22 protein-coding genes are annotated in these 19,154 nt (G+C 34.5%); 18 read left to right on the top strand and 4 right to left on the bottom strand.

Annotated features, from left to right (window positions below; genetic code table 11):
• Nucleotides 1-219: 219 nt before the first annotated feature.
• From B0A65_RS01525 to B0A65_RS01515, 3 genes are all read left to right on the top strand, one after another.
• On the top strand, nt 220-762 hold the full coding sequence (locus B0A65_RS01525; RefSeq protein WP_074658087.1) for a cysteine hydrolase family protein: 543 nt from the start codon (nt 220-222) through the stop codon (nt 760-762).
• Nucleotides 763-939: 177 nt separating this feature from the next.
• Complete coding sequence (locus B0A65_RS01520; RefSeq protein ID WP_074658089.1) at nt 940-1,812, top strand: helix-turn-helix domain-containing protein; 873 nt, start codon at nt 940-942, stop codon at nt 1,810-1,812.
• A gap of 126 nt (nt 1,813-1,938) precedes the next feature.
• Entirely contained in the window at nt 1,939-3,294 is a 1,356-nt protein-coding gene (locus B0A65_RS01515; RefSeq protein WP_074658091.1) for an MATE family efflux transporter, read from the top strand.
• A 94-nt stretch (nt 3,295-3,388) separates the two neighbouring features.
• Here B0A65_RS01515 and B0A65_RS01510 read toward each other — a convergent pair whose 3' ends face one another.
• Nucleotides 3,389-4,132, bottom strand: a complete 744-nt coding sequence (locus tag B0A65_RS01510; protein ID WP_074658093.1) for an SDR family oxidoreductase — start codon at nt 4,130-4,132, stop codon at nt 3,389-3,391.
• Nucleotides 4,133-4,236: 104 nt separating this feature from the next.
• Between B0A65_RS01510 and B0A65_RS01505 the strand changes: the two genes are divergently transcribed.
• The 6 genes from B0A65_RS01505 (at nt 4,237) to B0A65_RS01480 (ending at nt 8,957) form a co-directional block, all read left to right on the top strand.
• The gene (locus tag B0A65_RS01505) at nt 4,237-4,584 is read left to right on the top strand and encodes a winged helix-turn-helix transcriptional regulator (RefSeq protein ID WP_074658095.1); all 348 of its coding nucleotides are present in this window, start codon (nt 4,237-4,239) and stop codon (nt 4,582-4,584) included.
• A gap of 133 nt (nt 4,585-4,717) precedes the next feature.
• A complete protein-coding gene (locus B0A65_RS01500) occupies nt 4,718-5,506 on the top strand; it encodes an SDR family NAD(P)-dependent oxidoreductase (RefSeq protein ID WP_074658097.1) in 789 nt (262 codons plus the stop codon).
• Nucleotides 5,507-5,734: 228 nt separating this feature from the next.
• Nucleotides 5,735-6,541 (top strand): phytanoyl-CoA dioxygenase family protein, encoded by an 807-nt coding sequence (locus B0A65_RS01495; protein WP_074658350.1) that lies wholly within the window; start codon nt 5,735-5,737, stop codon nt 6,539-6,541.
• Nucleotides 6,542-6,693: 152 nt separating this feature from the next.
• Nucleotides 6,694-7,380, top strand: coding sequence for a CDP-alcohol phosphatidyltransferase family protein (locus B0A65_RS01490; RefSeq protein ID WP_074658099.1), 687 nt, complete (start codon nt 6,694-6,696; stop codon nt 7,378-7,380).
• Nucleotides 7,381-7,505: 125 nt separating this feature from the next.
• Nucleotides 7,506-7,937: a GtrA family protein gene (locus B0A65_RS01485; RefSeq protein WP_074658101.1), complete on the top strand. Its 432-nt coding sequence runs from the start codon at nt 7,506-7,508 to the stop codon at nt 7,935-7,937.
• A 441-nt stretch (nt 7,938-8,378) separates the two neighbouring features.
• Entirely contained in the window at nt 8,379-8,957 is a 579-nt protein-coding gene (locus B0A65_RS01480; RefSeq protein ID WP_074658103.1) for a DUF4833 domain-containing protein, read from the top strand.
• A 97-nt stretch (nt 8,958-9,054) separates the two neighbouring features.
• On the opposite strand, the gene B0A65_RS01475 is transcribed toward B0A65_RS01480, so the two are convergent.
• On the bottom strand, nt 9,055-9,474 hold the full coding sequence (locus B0A65_RS01475; protein WP_074658105.1) for a hypothetical protein: 420 nt from the start codon (nt 9,472-9,474) through the stop codon (nt 9,055-9,057).
• A 561-nt stretch (nt 9,475-10,035) separates the two neighbouring features.
• Entirely contained in the window at nt 10,036-10,299 is a 264-nt protein-coding gene (locus tag B0A65_RS01470; RefSeq protein ID WP_123890255.1) for a hypothetical protein, read from the bottom strand.
• Between the two features lie 237 nt (nt 10,300-10,536).
• Here B0A65_RS01470 and B0A65_RS01465 point away from each other — a divergent pair, with 237 nt between their 5' ends.
• The 6 genes from B0A65_RS01465 to B0A65_RS01440 all read left to right on the top strand — a co-directional run bounded on the left by B0A65_RS01465 (nt 10,537) and on the right by B0A65_RS01440 (nt 15,252).
• Nucleotides 10,537-10,728, top strand: coding sequence for a cold-shock protein (locus B0A65_RS01465; protein ID WP_026985229.1), 192 nt, complete (start codon nt 10,537-10,539; stop codon nt 10,726-10,728).
• 242 nt (nt 10,729-10,970) lie between these two features.
• Nucleotides 10,971-11,807, top strand: a complete 837-nt coding sequence (locus B0A65_RS01460) for an STAS domain-containing protein (protein ID WP_074658109.1) — start codon at nt 10,971-10,973, stop codon at nt 11,805-11,807.
• Between the two features lie 15 nt (nt 11,808-11,822).
• On the top strand, nt 11,823-12,221 hold the full coding sequence (locus B0A65_RS01455) for an STAS domain-containing protein (protein WP_026985227.1): 399 nt from the start codon (nt 11,823-11,825) through the stop codon (nt 12,219-12,221).
• Nucleotides 12,202-12,618: an anti-sigma regulatory factor gene (locus B0A65_RS01450; RefSeq protein ID WP_074658111.1), complete on the top strand. Its 417-nt coding sequence runs from the start codon at nt 12,202-12,204 to the stop codon at nt 12,616-12,618. The genes B0A65_RS01455 and B0A65_RS01450 overlap by 20 nt, the downstream gene beginning before the upstream one ends.
• Entirely contained in the window at nt 12,611-13,624 is a 1,014-nt protein-coding gene (locus tag B0A65_RS01445; protein WP_026985225.1) for a SpoIIE family protein phosphatase, read from the top strand. The genes B0A65_RS01450 and B0A65_RS01445 overlap by 8 nt, the downstream gene beginning before the upstream one ends.
• Nucleotides 13,625-13,629: 5 nt before the next feature.
• Nucleotides 13,630-15,252, top strand: coding sequence for a sensor histidine kinase (locus B0A65_RS01440; RefSeq protein WP_074658113.1), 1,623 nt, complete (start codon nt 13,630-13,632; stop codon nt 15,250-15,252).
• A gap of 111 nt (nt 15,253-15,363) precedes the next feature.
• Here B0A65_RS01440 and B0A65_RS01430 read toward each other — a convergent pair whose 3' ends face one another.
• Complete coding sequence (locus B0A65_RS01430) at nt 15,364-16,104, bottom strand: transporter (protein ID WP_074658115.1); 741 nt, start codon at nt 16,102-16,104, stop codon at nt 15,364-15,366.
• Between the two features lie 204 nt (nt 16,105-16,308).
• Between B0A65_RS01430 and B0A65_RS01425 the strand changes: the two genes are divergently transcribed.
• The 3 genes from B0A65_RS01425 (at nt 16,309) to B0A65_RS23200 (ending at nt 18,714) form a co-directional block, all read left to right on the top strand.
• Complete coding sequence (locus B0A65_RS01425; RefSeq protein WP_074658117.1) at nt 16,309-16,950, top strand: YciE/YciF ferroxidase family protein; 642 nt, start codon at nt 16,309-16,311, stop codon at nt 16,948-16,950.
• A gap of 191 nt (nt 16,951-17,141) precedes the next feature.
• The gene (locus B0A65_RS01420; protein ID WP_074658119.1) at nt 17,142-18,305 is read left to right on the top strand and encodes a zinc-dependent alcohol dehydrogenase; all 1,164 of its coding nucleotides are present in this window, start codon (nt 17,142-17,144) and stop codon (nt 18,303-18,305) included.
• A gap of 259 nt (nt 18,306-18,564) precedes the next feature.
• On the top strand, nt 18,565-18,714 hold the full coding sequence (locus B0A65_RS23200; RefSeq protein WP_207556392.1) for a hypothetical protein: 150 nt from the start codon (nt 18,565-18,567) through the stop codon (nt 18,712-18,714).
• The last annotated feature ends 440 nt before the right edge of the window (nt 18,715-19,154 follow it).

The following is a 19,154-nucleotide window of genomic DNA, read 5'->3' as shown; positions in this document are numbered from 1 at the left end:
AAATAGTCTTAAACTCAAAAGGGACAAAGAAGAATATTTCTTCTTTGTCCTTTTTTTGAAACCATAATGAAACTCAACCTTATGAAAAGCTTCGCATGGCTAACTTAAAAGCTAAGACACTTGCTTATCAAAATGGTAGGTATTAAAAGCACTTTGGTATCTGGCAGCACTAGTTTATGTTCTAATTTTGTCAGATATAAATAGTAAAATTAAAGTAAAATGAATAAGGCACTGCTACTAATTGATATACAAAAAGAATATTTTGAAAATGGGAAATTGGAACTTGTAAATCCTATTGCCGCAAGTGAAAACGCTAAGAAACTGTTGGAGTATTTTAGAAAAGAAAAAGGGACTATTGTGCATGTTCAGCATATATCCGGAGAAGGTTCTCCCATCTTTGTTCCCGGTACAAAAGGTGTAGAAATTCATGAAAATGTAAAACCACTGGAAGGCGAGAAAGTAATCACGAAACAATTTCCTAATAGTTTTAGAGAAACTGATTTATTGGAATATCTTCAGTCTAAGGAGATAACACATTTGGTAATTGCGGGAATGATGACTCACATGTGCATTGACGCAGGGACAAGGGCTGCCGTTGACTTTGGATTTGAATGTACCGTAATTGGAGATGCCTGTGCTACACTGAATCTTCATGTAATGGGTCAGGACGTCAAAGCTGCAGATGTTCATAATGCATTTTTGGCAGCATTGGAATTCTTTTATGCAAAAATCAGTACAACAGAAGAGTATTTGCTGTCGTAAAATAAAGGGTAAATAAGGAATCACTTTTATAAAATGAGCGGTAATTTTTTACTGCTCATTTTTTTTGGTTTGAATTAATTTGTAAATGAAGTTGTAAATTTGTTTTAAATCTACTATTTAAAAGCATAGCAAAGAACGTGTAAGAAACAGATTTCAGGGGTTAATTAATTATAGAAAATGAAAACAATTAAATTTCATAAAACAGAATGTGGTGTTGAAGTGCTTCTCAATGTATTACATGGTGATATGCTGAGTGAGAGATATTTGGAACGCGATACTTACAATACTGATTTTTTTGAAATATTGCTTTTTAAAACAGCGAAGGGATCCCTGGTTTTAAATCAGCAGAAGATCGATATAACGGACAATACCATTGTTTTTATTTCTCCCTTTCAAAAAAGAAAATGGACTTTGGAGAAAGAGGGATTGGATTATACTGTTCTGGTTTTTCAGGAAAATTTTCTTAATGATTTTTTCTCAGACAAATTCTTTACCTATCGTCTTTTGTATTTCTATCAGTTGAATTATCCTTTAAAGATTAGCATTGAAAAGGACGAACTTCAAAAAGCATTTGGTCAGCTTATGGAAATCAAATACGAACTGGTTAACAGCAGAACAGATAGTATTCATATTATACGGTCGCTTACTTATTATCTGCTTTTGAAGTTTAACAGAATGTATGCTGATGCAAATAATCTTTCCATTGATAGGGCCGAAAATAACGTTGCTTACCAGTTTAAACAGTTACTGGAAACACATATCAGGCAAAAGCAGCGCATAGATTATTATGCAGAATTATTAAATGTGAGCAGGATTACCATTAACACTTGTGTGAAAAAGCAATTTAATGTTACCGCGACAGAACTCTTGAAACAGCGATTGCTTTTTGAAATAAAGAATGACCTGATACATTCCGGAAAGACTATTGCAGAGATTGCCTATGATCTTGATTTTTCAGAACCGGGACATTTGATGCGATTTTTTAAAACCCAGACCGGAATAACCAGCAGCCAATTCCTCTCAGATTATCAAAATGGGATATTTTCATAGTATTTCATATCGCTTTTACAGCATAAGATAAATCTAAAACAAAAAGATTGCTACGCTTTAAATGAAGGTTTAAGTAATAGCAATTTCAATACATTAAATCTGCCTCGAGGCTATCAATTTTTTAATATGATCAAAAAATATAAATCCAATAAGATATACTACCAAAGTACAATAACACTTGCAGGACCCGTTGTAATTTCTCAATTGGGACATACTTTGGTGCAGACTCTGGATACAGTAATCATAGGGCATTATGCAGGAACTATATCATTGGCAGCAGTTTCGCTGGTTCATTCGGTTTTCATGGTAGTTTTAGTGATTGGATTAGGTGTTGCCTACGGATTAACACCTTTGATTGCACAAGAAAACGGAAAATCAAATTTTAAGGAATGCGCTGAACTTTTGTCAAACAGTTTATGGCTTAATATTGCAGCTGCAATTTTTCTTTTTTTAATAGTGTATTATGGTTCTATGTTTGCCATGCAGCATGCAGAGCAGGATCCTCAGGTGGTAGAAACAGCAAAACCGTATTTGCTAATTTTAAGTTTATCTATTCTGCCTTTAATGATTTTTCAAACTTTCAAGCAGTTTGCCGAAGGGCTGGGTTTTACAAAACAAGCAATGTCCATAACGATATGGGGAAATGTGCTTAACGTACTTATTGCAGTAATTCTGGTAAAGGGAATGTTTGGCATTGAGCCCATGGGAGTTAAGGGAGTTGGAATCGCAACATTGATAGATCGTGTTTTAATGATGTTGGTTATGATAGGGTACGTACTGCGATCAGAGAATTTCAGGTTATACATTCATCATTTCTCCGTTAAGTTTGTTGATTTTTCAAAAATTGTAAAAGTGATAAGAATAGGATTGCCTGTGGCGATGCAGTATGTGTTCGAAATTGGGGCATTTGCCGCTGCCGCTTTAATGGCAGGTCATATTGGTGCAATTGAACAAGCTGCTCATCAAACTGCCATAACCCTGGCGGCAATGACCTATATGATGGCTGGTGGAATTGCATCGGCTGCAACTATTAAAGTCGGAAATAGTTTTGGAAATCAAAATTACAAAAGACTTCAGCGGTTTGCTTATGCGTCCTATCATTTGGTTATTATTTTCATGATGTTTTTTGCTGTAATTTTTATGCTCTTTAATCAATATTTACCTTACTTAATAACAAATGATGCAACTGTTGTAGCGCTGGCTGCACAATTATTGATAATTGCTGCTCTGTTCCAACTCTTTGATGGTACACAGGTGGTTGGATTAGGAACACTAAGAGGAATGGGAGATGTAAACATTCCTACTTTTATAACCTTTGTTGCGTATTGGCTTATTGGTTTGCCCGCGGCCTATGTTTTAGGAATTCATTTCGATGCCGGAGTAAAAGGAATTTGGTATGGTTTGACTTTGGGATTGCTAACATCATCTGCCTTACTGTATTTAAGATTCCGATATGTAATGAAGAAAAACCTGGTAAAATAAAATATTTCTTGATACTAAAAAAAATGCTAAATCATTTGATTTAGCATTTTAGTTTAAAATCTTTTAATTATTTATTAAAAGGGCCGTGATCAATTTATTTTAGAGCATAATTGATATAACCTCCATCTGCTATCAGCTCTGTTCCGGTAATAAAACTAGCATGGTCTGAAGCAAGAAATAATACTGTTTTCGCAATTTCCGATGGGTCTCCTAATCGCTGCATTGCAGTAGCACCTGCCAGAAATTCTTTCGCGTCTTCCGGTACCGCTTTATGAAGTCCCGGCGTAGAAACTGGACCAGGACTCAGAATGTTGACACGAATTTTTCTTCCTGCTAATTCATTTGCAGCTACCTGAGCAATTTTATTTAAAGCTCCTTTGGTAGCGGAATAGATACTGCTTCCTAAATTTGCTGCCGTTGCAACGGTTGACGAAGTAAATATTACTGATGAACCTTCTGCTAAGTGGGGAAGTAGCTTTTGAAGTGTAAAGAAATGGCCTTTAACATTGGTGTTAAACTGTGCGTCAAAGTCAGCTTCAGTTACTTCTTCGATTGAGGTAAATCTTGCTATTCCTGCATTTAGAAAAAGAGTGTCTAATTTATTTCCGGTTTCTGTAAAAGTTTTTTCCAACTCTGAAAGATCTGATAAATTGGCAGTATCAGCCACTATTGTTTTTAATTTTGGACTGCTAATTTCTGCAGCTGCATTTTCAAGGTTTTCGCTATTTCTTCCTGTGATCCAGACGTTGGCACCTGCTTTTATAAATTCTTTAGCTGTTGCTAATCCGATTCCTGTAGTCCCTCCTGTGATCAGAACATTTTTATTTGTGAAATTCATTTTATTATATTTTAAATTTATAATGGCAAAGCTAGTTCAGTTAAGTTTATTATTGTTACTTTGTAACTAAAAGTAACAGTAACATTTGAGTAACAAGGTAACGTATGAGTAACGAATGTCAGATTGAACACAAGAAAGAGATAATGGCAGTCCATGATACAATGGATATATTGAATGGGAAATGGAAAATTTCTATAATTTCATCCATCTGTTATCATAATAAAAGAAGATTTACAGATATTTTAAATGATGTAAACGGGATTTCCAATAAAATGTTAAGCAAAGAACTAAAGGACCTGGAAATTAATAAACTTATTAAACGCACAGTTCTCGACACGCAGCCTGTCACAATACATTATCAGCTGACGGAGTATGGATTGACATTAAAGACGATAATAAATGATCTTGCCGAATGGGGAATAAAACACCGAAAAGTAATTATTGACGGTTAGTAGAGCTGAAGAATGCTTAGATGTGGAATGCAATAATTCGCAGAAGATAGGGAAGGAGAGAGAAACCATTCTATACCCTGCACACCCAACAGTTTACAATTAATCTTTATATTTGGAAGATTAAACAAATAAAATGAGCGAAGAAACGAAACCGTATGCGGTAATAACTGGTGCCAGCAAAGGCATTGGAAAATCTATTGCTTATGAATTGGCCAAACAGGGTTATCCATTATTACTTGTAGCAAGAAGCGAAGCCGAATTAAAAGCATTATCTGATGAGCTGAAGGTTAAATACGGCATCAATGCGCCTTTTTTATCAATTGATCTTTCGGTAAATGATGCAGCACAAAAAGTAACCGATTGGATAAAAACGAATAACTATCCCGTTGGCTTTTTAGTGAACAATGCCGGTTATGGGGTGTGGGGCGATTTTAGTCAGTCTTCACTAACTGATCAGCTTGGCATGATGCAACTTAACATGAATGTGGTTGTAGAACTTTCATATTTATTGATACCCATACTTTCACAAGAAAAACAAGCCTACATTTTAAATATTTCAAGTACTGCAGCCTATCAGGCTGTACCAACGCTGGCTGTTTATTCGGCTACAAAGGCTTTTGTTTTATCGTTTACGCGCGCCTTGCGTTTTGAACTCGCCCAGAGTTCAATTTCAGTAACCTGCTTTAGTCCGGGTCCGGTTGATACCGGTTTTGCTTCAAGAGCCGGTCTAGATGCTTTTAGCAAAATGGCTGAAAAGTTTAATATGCAACCTGATGAAGTGGCAAAAATGGCAGTAAAAGCCATGTTCAACAAAAAATCAGAAGTTATTCCGGGGTTTACCAATATCATTTCGGTTTATGCCAATCGCGTACTACCAAAGGCTTTCATCGAAAAAACAGCCGCTGGGATTTATAAAATTTAATTTTTTTCAAAAAAAATAAAAAAAAATTCTTTGCAAATAAGAAATTATATTACATTTGTGTAAATGTCTACTAATTCTATAGAGTATATCTAATATGAGAAATGAGTTTAATTTTCCTAAAGATCGAATGCACGCCAACAACATGCGAATGTGTTGCTGTTGTTGCTGTTGCAAATCACTTTAGATAAAATTACAAACACTATTATTTCATTTATTAAATATATTATTATGGTATCTTCTTATAAAACTTTTGCCCTTACTGAGCAATTAACTGCTGAGCAAATCAACTTTTTTAACGAACATGGCTTCATCCATTTCAAAAAATTTATAAATCCGGAAACGGTTTCATCTATCATTGATGCCTCCAAACAAGTGGAGCAAAAATGGATTGACAATGACCTTCAAAAAGTAAATGGCGTTCCCATTAAATACGGAAAAGATTTAGATGGCTCTCCAATTGTACAACGTTTTGCTTTTATCAATCAGCATCATCAAACCTTAAGCGGACTTTTGCTTGATCCGAGATTCAATAGTTTATTGCCATTGGCAGGCGAGGGCTCGAGATTAGGTACTGAGGAAAAGGACGGAATGGTTTTCAATCATTATATCAATGGGCCGGAAAGTAAGTTTACCAAAATGGGTTGGCATACAGATGGTTTGAGAGATATTTTTTATGGTGGAAAATTAAACCCAATGCTTAATGTGGGGATTCATTTAAGTACTTTACAACCTGAAAACGGTGGTCTTAAAATCATTCCGGGAACTCACAAACAAAGTGTTTATCAAATGCTTTTTCGTAAAAAATACTTTTTAGATAATAAACCCGATCCACAGGAAGTTGCTATCACTCCGGAAGCTGGTGATTTAACCATTCACGATGGCCGTTTGTGGCACCGAGTGGCAGAATCGACTATCCGTGGTGAAGAAAGCAGAAGAAGGGTCATTTATGTTCCGATTATAGCCGGAAAATACGCTCCTAAAGATGAGAACAGTCCAACGGTTTTCTATCAACGTTTTGCAGGTATTGTTAAATAATTATGCTAATTGCTCTCGCATTTAGCTATCTGGTTAGATCAGGTAAGCTAAAAAGAACCAGCGATTTCTTTAAAAATACGCAAAGAAAAATAAAATTAAAAATTATAAAACTAGAACTGGTTTAAGGCTATCTGGCTTAATATTAGCTATAAATGGGGAAAGAAACACAGATTGAAGGGCATAGTGCAATTGTACAAAGAACATTTTCAGACCGTCAGCGAACTAATATTTTAAAAAGAGCAGAACAGTTAACGATTGTATTTTTGCTTCCAAAGGTACCTAAATTCATTTCGCCAAACGCACTCACTTTACTAGGGACATTGGGTTCTGGACTCGTTTTTTTAGCTTTTGTTTTAGGTACTTATTTCGCCAATTGGTATTTGCTTTTGGGTATTATCGGTTTGGCTATAAACTGGTTAGGCGATTCTTTAGATGGAAGATTGGCGTATTACAGAAATGTTCCGCGCCGTTGGTATGGTTTTGCACTCGATATTATTGCCGATTGGATTGGTATTGTACTTATAGGCTTTGGCTACTACATTTATGCTAAAAATGGCACACAAATAGTAGCCTTTGCCTTTGTTGCCTTGTATGGCTGGTCGATCATCATCAGTCAGTTGCGCTACAAAATTACTAATGAATACAGTATAGATTCTGGCGCTGTTGGTCCAACAGAACTTCGGTTTATTATTGCATTCATTTTAATTATCGAAGTTTTATTTCCCGGATCAATTAAATATTTGGCTGGTTTAATCACCATTATATTGCTTGTAATTAATATTATAGACAGCTTAAAGCTTTTAAGATTGGGTGATTTAAAAGATAAAAACCACAATTGATAAATAACAATTTTTATAATGTCGTATTTTGAAATTAAAATAGCTTAAATAACAAATTGATTTCAATTCCTTATCTGCAATATTGGGACTTTTGACTTTAGAACTTTTAAACTTTCGACTTACTTATGTTCAGTAAAAAATCCACTATCACTTTTCTACAGGCACAAGTTGCGGCTTTTTTAGGCGGCATTACCGATTATGGCTTGATGATTTTATTGACAGAAGTATTCAAATTGCATTTTACCTTTTCTATTTTAATCTCCGGAACCGTTGGCGCCATTATCAATTTCAGCATCAATCGATTTTGGGTATTTAAAAATCAATCGGGTTATAGCAGTCCCATCAACAGTCAGCTTTTTAAATTTGCGTTGGTGGTTTTGGGAAGCATTTCCTTAAAATCATTTGGCACGCTTCTTTTACAAAAATCATTTCAAATCGATTACAGAATCGGAAGATTAATCACGGATAGTTTTGTTTCTTATGGCTTTAATTATCCACTGATTAGATATTGGGTTTTTAAGGTCAACGAAAAACAGAATGTAATAGAATCAAATTAATTCGTGCAGCTTAAAAAAAGTAATTTAACACATAGAACATAGGTTGTAGATTCATAAAAAGAATATAAAAAAGAAACTAGTTTCTTAACACATAGTTCCGAAGCCAAATGTCATGAGTTAAGGGAATAACTTAAAACTATTTAACGATTTAAGCAAGAAAGTAATTAGAGAAATCCGTTTTTATCAGCGTTTTCGCTTTAGCGAATCAGTAAAATCAGCGTCTAATTTTGACGCGGATAAAACAGATTTACTTCGTAAAAATGCGGATAAAAACGGATTTAATTTACAATAATTTTATTTTCGAAAAGCTTAAACTCAGTTTCTAACACATAGCCAACTATGTTTTTTGTAAACAAGTGAAACGCCTTTTTTAAGCGCCTCAAATCTATGTTTCTATGTGTTTAAATCATTACACCCAATGTTATATAAAAAAATTCGTTTATGAATAAATTACCCTTTAAATATTTAAAAAAAGCACTAATCGTTGTAACGTTCTTAGTCAATATAATTTCCGGAAATCTATTAGCACAATCCAAAAATCCATCGCCATTACATTTTCCAACGCCGAAAAATATAGATAATATGCTATTTTATATTCAGCGTGACCCCAATACAAACACTGCTATTTATGCTATAAACTACCAGGAAAATGGAAAAATAGACAAAAGCAATCCTATAAAAGCCTATTGGATTCGATATGCTGAGCAAGGAGAAAAAAAAGATCTTAATTATTTACAACGCAAATTTGCCTACGGAATAGAAAGTAAATCCTTAAATAACGACGAGTTTGAGTTTCAATTTGTATCGTATAAAAAGTTACCCTTAACTTTGAAAAAGATAGAGTCAGATCAAAAATATCATGTTTTTGTAAATGTAAATCAGAAAAAAATTCAGGTAGAAAAAATATTTGTGCGCATTGAAGGCGGTTCTTATTGGTTACCCAATGTAAAGTATGCCGAAGTTACCGGAATTGATGCTTCTTCGAATAAAGTAATTACGGAAAGGATGTTGTTAAAATAAAATATTTATACTAGGATGTGCCAAATTTTAACCTTTCAAATTTGATACTAATACAAACCGGCCGAATAAAATCAACAGGTTTGTATTTGTAAAGATTTTATTTTATGTTTTGTATACAAGCGGATTTACCATTCACCATTACATCAACCAGTCCTAAATTTTCATTAAAAGTTGTTCTGACATAACTACCCTTAACGAGAACAACGGCACCATAAATTTTTCCACTTTTTTCTGATACAAAATTAAATACTACCCTTTTGTTATCGGGACTAATACTCAGTTCGTAACTTGTAAATTCTGTGTTTTTTATAGCAAATTCCTGTTTGGTATCAATTATTTTATCACCGACGTAAAAATTGACTACCTTATCACTTAAGCTTATATCAGGATAATATTCATTAACTTTTTTTAGCAAATCATATTGTGCCGCGCTTGCATTCTCATTTTTTGATGTAATGTTTTGTGAAAATGAAGCTATTGAAAACATAAAACCTAGAATTAAAATGTACTTTTTCATAATGCTGATTTTTAATTAGTAAAAACTGGTTTAAATTATGAAGCAATTTACGAATATTATTTTTATAATCAACTATATGACAGATTGTTATGGTTTGTTTCGGTGATGTAAAAAATGTTCTCCGTTAGCGCTATTATTCATAAAAAGACTAATACCCAGCTCTCCGAAGTCTTTCTCATGAAAAGCTGCGCAAATGTCTCTGACTTTGCGCAATTTTTTTATTCCTTGAAAATTATAAACCTGATAAAAGTCTCCTGACTTTTTACGGTTAGTTCTTATTGTTTTTTCACATTCAGAAGAAATATTCTAAAAAAATTAGTTTAAAGTCAGAGACTTTATGAAATCTCTATTCTTTAATTATATTTTGTTAAAATTGCAAAGTCACAGACATTTGCACAGCGTAAAAAGAACACTTCGGAGAACGAGGAGATTGATGCTTCTTCAAATAAAATAATTACGGCAAGGATGTTATTGGAATAGGACTATAAACTTGGATAATGTTTTCTTATCTGCCAGAAATTCTAGTGCTGGTAAAAGACTTGTACTTTAAAAGGTTGTTCCTTAAAAATTAATGTTTATAGCAGGGTTGTCTGTAAAGAACGTAATCCTTATAAAATCTCCAATTTCAATTTTATCATATTCCTTTTTCTCAATTGAAATGTTCTTGTATTTCCCTTCAATCTGCGAATAAATTGCTATTTCATAAGTGAGCGTGTCAGATTCATAGCCTTCATTGGTTACAATCTCTTTTTTCACAACTTTCACATTTCCTTCTACCTTTTTTTGCAATAGTAATCCCTGTTTTTCTTCTCTGGTTTTAACCATTGCTTTGATGGTAGTAAAAGTCCAAAAGCCAAAAATTATTAACACCATCAGAAATGCAAATCCTTTATGTCTGAAATTAAATTAATATTTGCTTTAATCTTGAAAATTAAGCTTAATTTTTATAGAATTTCAATTGAACGTTACATAATTTTCATACGGCTCATATTATAATACTATTGTATCATTTACATACTGTAATTATAGTATATTTAACCTTTAATACTAATAAAATATAAAATGCAAGAAGGTACAGTAAAATTTTATAATGAAGAAAAAGGCTTTGGTTTTATAACGCCAAAAAATGGAGGAAGTGAAATATTTGTCCATGCTACAGGTTTGACAGAAAGTATTCGTGAAAACGATCAGGTACGCTATGAAGTTGCTGATGGAAAAAAAGGCCCTAATGCAGTAAATGTAGTAGTGATTTAATATATTACACTGATGAAAAATTATAAATAACACCTGTCAACGGCAGCTGTTTTTCAATATCTCTTTTCAGTTTTAATTTCTGCAATAACAGATGTGAAATTATGGACTGAAATGAAAATTTAGAGTTGTCTTTAACTACGTCAGCTCACCATTTATTATTTTATTTTTAATACAGCATTTCTCATTTTTTCGATTTTTAAAATGTTATATTTGTTAAGAGAAAATCACAAAACTTATACCACATGCAAAACAATTTCCTATCGGGTTTAAAAGAACACGAAAATAGCTTACTAACAATATGGTCACAACTTCTAATAGAGAGTGGATCAGATGATGGCGCAGTAGAAGAAGAAGAATCTAAAGAATTTGCTTCTCTATTTTTAAGTGCATTAGCATCATTGAATGGCAAATTTCAGGATTCACCAGAATTTGAAAAAGTAGAGGATTTAATTGTTGGTATTTCATCTTCAAGAGGAAAACGAGGATTTTCTCCAAGGGAAAATGCTCAATATTTGACGACTTTCAAACAAGCATCTTCACAAATCCTTTCAAAACTGATAAAAGATTCAGAAGAATTATATCAGGCAAATTTACAATTGAATGAGATTCTTGACAATATGACTATTATGACTTTCGAAGCCTACATGAGAGGAAGAGAAGATGTAATATCAAGACAGGTAGATGAAATCAGCGAAATTTCGACTCCCGTTATTACCGTATGGGATGGTATAGTTGCTTTACCGATTATTGGAACTTTGGATAGTTCAAGAACGCAGATTGTAATGGAAAATTTGCTACAGCAGATTGTAGATACTGGAAGCTCTATTGCTATTCTTGATATTTCTGGTGTTCCTGCAGTTGATTCGTTGGTAGCACAGCATCTTATTAAAACTGTAAGTGCTACACGATTAATGGGAGCAGAATGTATTATTAGCGGTATTCGTCCTGAAATTGCACAGACAGTTGTGCATTTAGGTATTGATCTTACCGGTATTATAACTAAGGCCACCCTTGCAAGTGCTCTTAAAACAGCATTTGATATGCTGCAGCTTACTGTTGTTAAAAGAAAATTAGTTTAAGATTTTATAATCGATATGGAGAGAATTCCTATACTAAAAATGGGTGATTTTCTGCTTGTTACTATACAAGTAGATTTGTACGACCAACTTGCAGAAAATCTTGAATCGGATTTAATTAACACGATAAGCAAGCACAGTTCAAAAGGAGTGTTAATTGATATATCAGCGGTTTCTATAATCGACTCTTTTATGGGGCGGATTCTAGGAAACATCGCTGTGATGTCTAAAATAATGGATGCACAAACAGTAGTTGTAGGAATGCAGCCTGCTGTTGCTATTACACTTGTTGAACTTGGATTGTCCTTAAACGGAGTTATAAGTGCCCTTAATGTTGAAAGAGGTATGGATCTACTGCGCTCAAAAATGCACACTAGCGATAATGAAGAGCAGGATTATGACGACGATAACGAATAGTAAAGAAGAAGCCCTAATTATAAGAGAACAAGATGTGGTGCCGTTACGCAACCGCGTAAAAGAGTATGGGGTAAAAATTGGCATGAGCATTTTGAATCAAACCAAATTAATAACGGCAACAAGTGAACTTGTTCGTAATCTTCTGAAATATGGAGGAGGCGGTAAAGTCATCATTGAATCGGTCAGTAATGGTCGTGATAATGGAGTACGTGTAACTTTTATTGATAACGGACCGGGAATAGCAGATATAACATTGGCTATGAAAGATGGATACAGTACCGGTAAAAGCTTAGGATTAGGACTTCCAGGTACTAAAAGACTCGTCAATGAATTTGATATTAAAACAGAACTAGGGAACGGAACCACCGTTACTATAACAAAATGGAAAAATGGATAATACGTTTTCCAGCTATAAAATTGACGATCGCAGTCTGATTGCTTTTATAAAAAGAGAAATACACAACCTCGCACTTCACATAGGATTTACACCGCACAGAGCCGCTGAGACCGATATTATTGTGGCAGAATTAACTTCTAACCTGATCAAATATGCAAATGGAGGAGAACTGTTGTATCGTGCTAATTTAGAAGGCGACCTTAAAATAATCGAAATTTATTGTCTTGATAAAGGGGTGGGTTTTGAAAATTTAGCCAAAATAATGCATGATGGCTATTCTTCATCCAACACACTTGGACATGGATTGGGTTCAATTAAGAGATTAAGCAATGATTTTCAGATTTATTCCATGAAAAATTGGGGATGTGTGCAACATATCAAAATAGCTGAAAAGTCCGATATTTTATTGCCTTGTTTGCAGAGTGGTTTAAATTACGCTGCAATTGCAGTTAACTATCCGGGTGAAAAATTTTGTGGAGACGGTTATCATATTAAATCATCAAAAAAAGGTTTTCAAATATTTTTAGGCGATGGATTAGGACATGGTGAAAATGCAAATGAAGCCGTACAATTGGCCATTAAAGCCTTTAAACAGTCGATAGAAACAGAACCTTCAGAAATACTGAGAGACATTCATGCAAAAGTAAAAAAGAGCAGGGGACTTGTAGGTACAATAGCAGCTGTAGATTATAAGTCGGAATTATGGAATATCTGTGGTATTGGCAACATAAGTACACGTGTTTATGACGGACTCGACAATAAAACCTATACTCCTTACAACGGAATTATTGGTCATAATATTCCGCGTACCTTAAATAATACAATTGTTCCTTACAAAAAGCATCAAATTATTGTCATGCACAGTGATGGATTGCGCACCAGATGGAATCTAAATGAGATGACTTCAATAGTAAAACAACATTCAGGTATAATAGCCTCTGCAATCCTTAAAGAAAATATAAGAGGTACAGATGATGCATCAATTCTTGTAGGTAAAATAATGTAAGTGCCATGAAAGAGATTATAAAAATAAATCTTGATAACGAAATGGACCTCATATTGGCTCACAAACGATGCATGAAAATTGCCGAAATGTGTGGCATGCCTTCATCGTTCCAAACCAGATTTTCGACAGCCGTGTCTGAAATTGCAAGATGTTCCATCGCGAAAGGTAAAAATTCGCTACTGGTACTTTGTATCAATACGATCAAGCCAACACAAAAACAAATTGAAGCCATAATTACAGATAGTGTCGATTTAAAAAGTTGTAGCCCTGAGGCCTTTAATTATGCATCTAAAATTTCCGGGGATATTGAATACAGTTTTAAAGGCAATCAGTCAACTACCAGAATAATTCAGCCTGTCGCTTCACCGGGGCTTCTTTCAGAAACGAAAATAAAATCGCTTATTGATTATTTTAAGTTTGAGCCGCCATTGTCACCGTATGATGAGATCAGGAAAAAAAACATTGAATTGATTGCAATTTCAGAAAAGTTAACTGAAAGCGAAAATAGATATAGAAAATTAGCCAATACAATTCCGATTTTGATTTGTGAGGTCAATGAACGTAATAAAGTACTTCTCTATAATGAATCGTTATTGCATTATTTAAAAGTTCCACCTCCAACATTTGAAAGGAAAAATTTAATCAATTTTATTCATCCTGATGATATTAATGTAATTTTAGATGGCTGGGAAAAAGCAAAATTAACCCGATCTTCTTTTTCAGGAGAAGTCCGAATTAAAGACAGTGCACTATTCGTTTGGCATCTTGTTACCATGATTCCGAATAAATCTGAAGACGGTTCCTTTAACAGCTGGCTTGTTTATTTTATAAATATCAATGCACAAAAAATGATCGTTGAAGCACTGAAAGATAATTCGGAACTGAAAATGATTCAGCGTGAATTAGAAAGCGCCAATTCTAAATTACTTTTTAAAAATAAAGAGCTGGAGCAGTTTGCTTATGTTGCAAGTCACGACTTACAAGAACCACTTCGCAAAATTATGATTATGCTTTCCCGCGCTGGCGAACAATTATCAGATGAGCAAAAGAAGCAATTTTATTTTGACCGAATGACGTTATCAGCGACACGATTGTCAGAGTTAATTACTGATGTTTTGAATTATTCAAGAATAGACAACAGCAAACAAATTTTTGAAGAAGTAGACCTTAATGAAATTACTTCTGAAATTTTAGGTGATTTGAGCATGATTATCGATGAAAAAAATGCTGTAATTACTATTGAACCGTTACCGAGAGTTTTAGGACTACATACTCAGTTGCGCCAATTATTTTACAACCTTGTAAATAATGCGCTTAAATTTAATACTACAGTCCCTCTAGTTACTATTTCTGCAGAAATTGTGCCTGACGGCAACAATGAATTAGCTTTGTCCGGTAATTACCATATTATATCTATTTCAGATAATGGTATTGGTATTGAAAATCAATATTCAAACCGAATCTTTAATATGTTTCAGCGCTTGCATGAAAGAGACCAATATGGTGGTAACGGAATAGGTCTTGCCCTTTGCCGACGTATCATTGAAAACCATAATGGATTTATTAATTTTACAAGTACGCCTGGGAAAGGAACTATTTTTTGGATTTACTTACCAAAAAAACAATGATTAATTTTATTTAAAAAATAAAAGCCATCAGATTTTTCCAAAATGAGAGATATGATAAAAAATATTGTGGAATATTGGCAGAATTGTGTTTCACCAAATTACATAAAATAATTATATTTTAAAAGATAGCCCAATTTCAGCGAACTTTTTAGGATGCGCATTCATAAGACTTGTGCCGGCCATAAAGTCGAGCTGAAGATTTTTACTCAGCAAATAAAGTACACCGGCATCTGCATTGTTTTCGGCGTGCTCATGTGAAACAGCGAATCCATAAGTTTCGATAAATACTTTACACTTTTTGCTTACTGCGTGGTCAACGGAAAGGGTGTAAATATATTCAGGACTTGCATTTTCAGCGAGCCATTCAATACCCATATTATAACTTACATGCGTTTTTTTCGATAATTCATGCTGAAATAGGACTCTTATTTCGGGACTATAATTTTGTTCCTGCAAACTGTTATCGGCCATCCATGGAATACTTAATCTTCCTAATACTGCAATGTCAGGAGCTAAACCTTTATGATCAATTACATGATATTTAAAGCCGAAAGTCACTGGCTTTATTCCATATAAGTTTTCTGATTCATCATTGCTAATTTTAAAGGCCGTTTCCATACGAATTTCAGCATTTTTAAATAGCCCGTATCGCAGCACTACTTCGGGCATTTCGTAGATTTTTTCGTCACCATTCTTTTCGTATGAAATACCATTTTCCATCTGTAAATGTTTGGCAGAAATTGTGCTGGTACTTTCTGTTTCGGTAGGACGATCCGTCTGAATCTGTTGGGCTTGCACAAAATAGGGCGCACTAAGCAGAACGGATAATATAATAAGGTGAATTAATTTCATTTTTATCTGTATATGAGCTGACCAAAAATAGATAAGTTTTAATAGTTGTAAATTATACAATTATTGCAAATTTTTACACAATTTAGTTTTGCTAGTAGGTTGATTTATAAATGTTTAAATGTTGCAACAATGCTCTATAATTGTATAAGAAAAGTGAAATACAGCAGTAGTACATTTGAAAAACAAATTTTAAAAAAACTTATCATGAAAGATTCAAATACAAAGACATCAGTAAAAAAAACAACTGCTGCTAAAAGCACTGCAACATCAAAAAATGCTGCAACATCTTCTAAATCATCAGACAGCAAAACTACTTCCCCTAAAGGAACTGTAAAACCTAAAGCATCTGCTGCAGAAGGATTGAGAGATTTATTTGTAGATTCATTAAAAGATATCTACTGGGCAGAAAAAGCATTGGTAAAAGCGCTTCCAAAAATGGCTAAAAATGCTACTTCTCAAAATCTGATTGATGCAATTAATGATCACTTAGAAGTTACGAAGGGACAGGTTACCCGACTAGAGGAAGTATTTGCTTCAGTTGGAGAAAAGGCAGCAGCGAAAAAATGTGACGCCATGGATGGACTTATTAAAGAAGGTGAAGGTATTTTGGAAGAAACGGAACCAGGTGCAGTTCGTGACGCAGGAATTATAGCTGCTTCGCAAAAAATCGAACACTATGAAATTGCAACTTACGGAACCTTGGCTTCGTTTGCAAAAACTCTTGGGGAAGACGAGGCTGTTTCATTATTGGTTCAGACTTTGAACGAAGAAAAAGAAGCAGATGTTACTTTAACAGAAGCTGCTTACAATACTATTAATTTTGATGCCACAGAAGGCGATAAATAGTAATTTTAATACATATATAAGAGCCTGTACTTTTTAGGAGTGCAGGCTTTTTTACTTGATAAAATTTTGCTTTAAATAATTTATTATTTTTCCTAATTGTGATTTATATATAAGAATTGACAATCATCCTGTAAAATTAATAGCTTAAATAAGAGTTACTTAGCTTTCTATTAATTGTAAAAAATCAAATTATGAAAGCAGCAGTTATTCACGGACCTGGTTCCGTTAAATACGATACAGTAGAAGATCCAAAAATCAGCGCTCAGGATGATATCATCCTTAAAGTAACTTCGACGGCCATATGCGGATCGGATCTGCACATTTATTCGGGAGCGATGCCGACATCTCCAATGGTATTGGGACACGAATTCATGGGGATAGTAGAGGAAACGGGATCAGCCGTTACACATCTTAAAAGGGGAGACCGTGTGGTGGTTCCTTTTCCCATAGCTTGTGGTAATTGTTTTTTCTGTAACCATGACGTACCTGGAAACTGCGAGCACAGCAACCCGGAGCATTATGGACCAGAAGGCGGAATCCTGACGGAAAAAGGAGGGGCGCTTTTTGGTTATACCGATTTGTATGGAGGATACGACGGAGGACAGGCGCAGTATGTAAGAGTTCCTTATGCCAATTACGGACCACGGGTAGTCCCTGAAAACCTGACCGATGAACAGGTACTTTTCCTGACCGATATTTTTCCAACAGGATATACCGGTGTGGACTGGGGAGAAGTCAAAGGAGGGGAGACAGTTGCTATCTTCGGTTCGGGACCTGTTGGAATAATGGCTGCTAAAAGTGCCTGGCTTAGAGGTGCAGCGCAGGTAATTGTGGTCGATACACTTCAATACCGCCTGGATAAAGCAAGAGTTTCCACTGGATCAACTACCATATTGTGGGAAGATCCCAAAGATGTGGTCGAGCATATCAGGTCACTTACCAACGGACGTGGCGCCGACGTGTGCATTGATGCTGTGGGATTTGAACCAGAAAGAAGCATCACGGACAAAATAAAAGCGACAATTAATTTTGAAAAAGGTTCGATTAAAGTTTTAGAAGCCTGTATGAGCGCAGTTCGACGAAGCGGTATCGTCTCTGTACTTGGTGTATATCCGGTGAATTATGATAATTTTCCCCTTGGTCAGTTTTTTGATAAAGGGATTATACTAAAAGGAGGACAGGCCCCGGCGCACAAACATATCGATAAACTTTTGGAATATGTGGTTCAGGGAAAAGTGCAGCTGGATGATATTATTACGCACAGACTGCCTTTATCTGAGATTTCACATGCCTACGAAATCTTTAATAAAAAAGAAGATGGCTGTGTGAAAGTAGTTCTGGATCCCTGGAAATAATTTACCTCATCTTTATAAAATATCAACTATAAAATCTGCATGCGAGTGCAGATTTTTTTATGCTAAAATGAATTCAGATACAACTATTATTTAAGGCATCATCAGGAACACAGAGACTGAAATAATATAATAAAGCTATTTAATGTTATAAATCTGATCATCACTTCCTTACTAATTTTATGTAATAAAAGAATCCAATTGATCTACATAGATAGATTCAGTGCGGTCTTAAATTATTACTAACGCTAATTTTAAAATTATGTTTAAGGAAGGACAAAATGTACAGCAGGAATTTGGTAATCAGGTGATGAAAATTATTGGATTTGAGCCTGAACTCATAGAAAATGTCATAACACAATGGGAAGATGAAGAGGGAACCATTGTGACAGGAAAATTCATGGAGTCGTAGCTTCATCGTGCAGAGGAGTAATCAATGGCAGGTTTACCTGTAACTTTTCTACCATAAGGAAAAAAAGTTGTTATACGGACTCATCTATAAGATTTATGCAAACAAACTTTGACTGTCTTAAAAAGTCATGATTACAGAACTGTATTATAAATAGTACAAGTGGTAATTTTAAACAAGACTGTCATTGTGGCGATGGCAGAAACGCGCAACCACATTAAATCAAAGAAAATAAAACCTCATGATGTGGGTCTTGTCGTTATCGATCAACCCTATAATAATTCATTCAGAAAAACAGCTCTCCAAAGTCTTTCTTATGAAAAGCTGTGCAATCCCGAAAGCTTTCAGGATTGCGTAGCATAAAGAAGACTACTTCTGGGAGCTGGGTATCGTCGGAAAACGTAGTCTAAAAAACTATTAGTTAACTTCTTTATAGTAAAACC

The organism is Flavobacterium frigidimaris (assembly GCF_002217275.1).
GTDB lineage: Bacteria > Bacteroidota > Bacteroidia > Flavobacteriales > Flavobacteriaceae > Flavobacterium > Flavobacterium aquidurense.
Note: the sequence above shows the minus strand (reverse complement) of the source record. Positions and strands in the feature narration are given on the sequence as shown.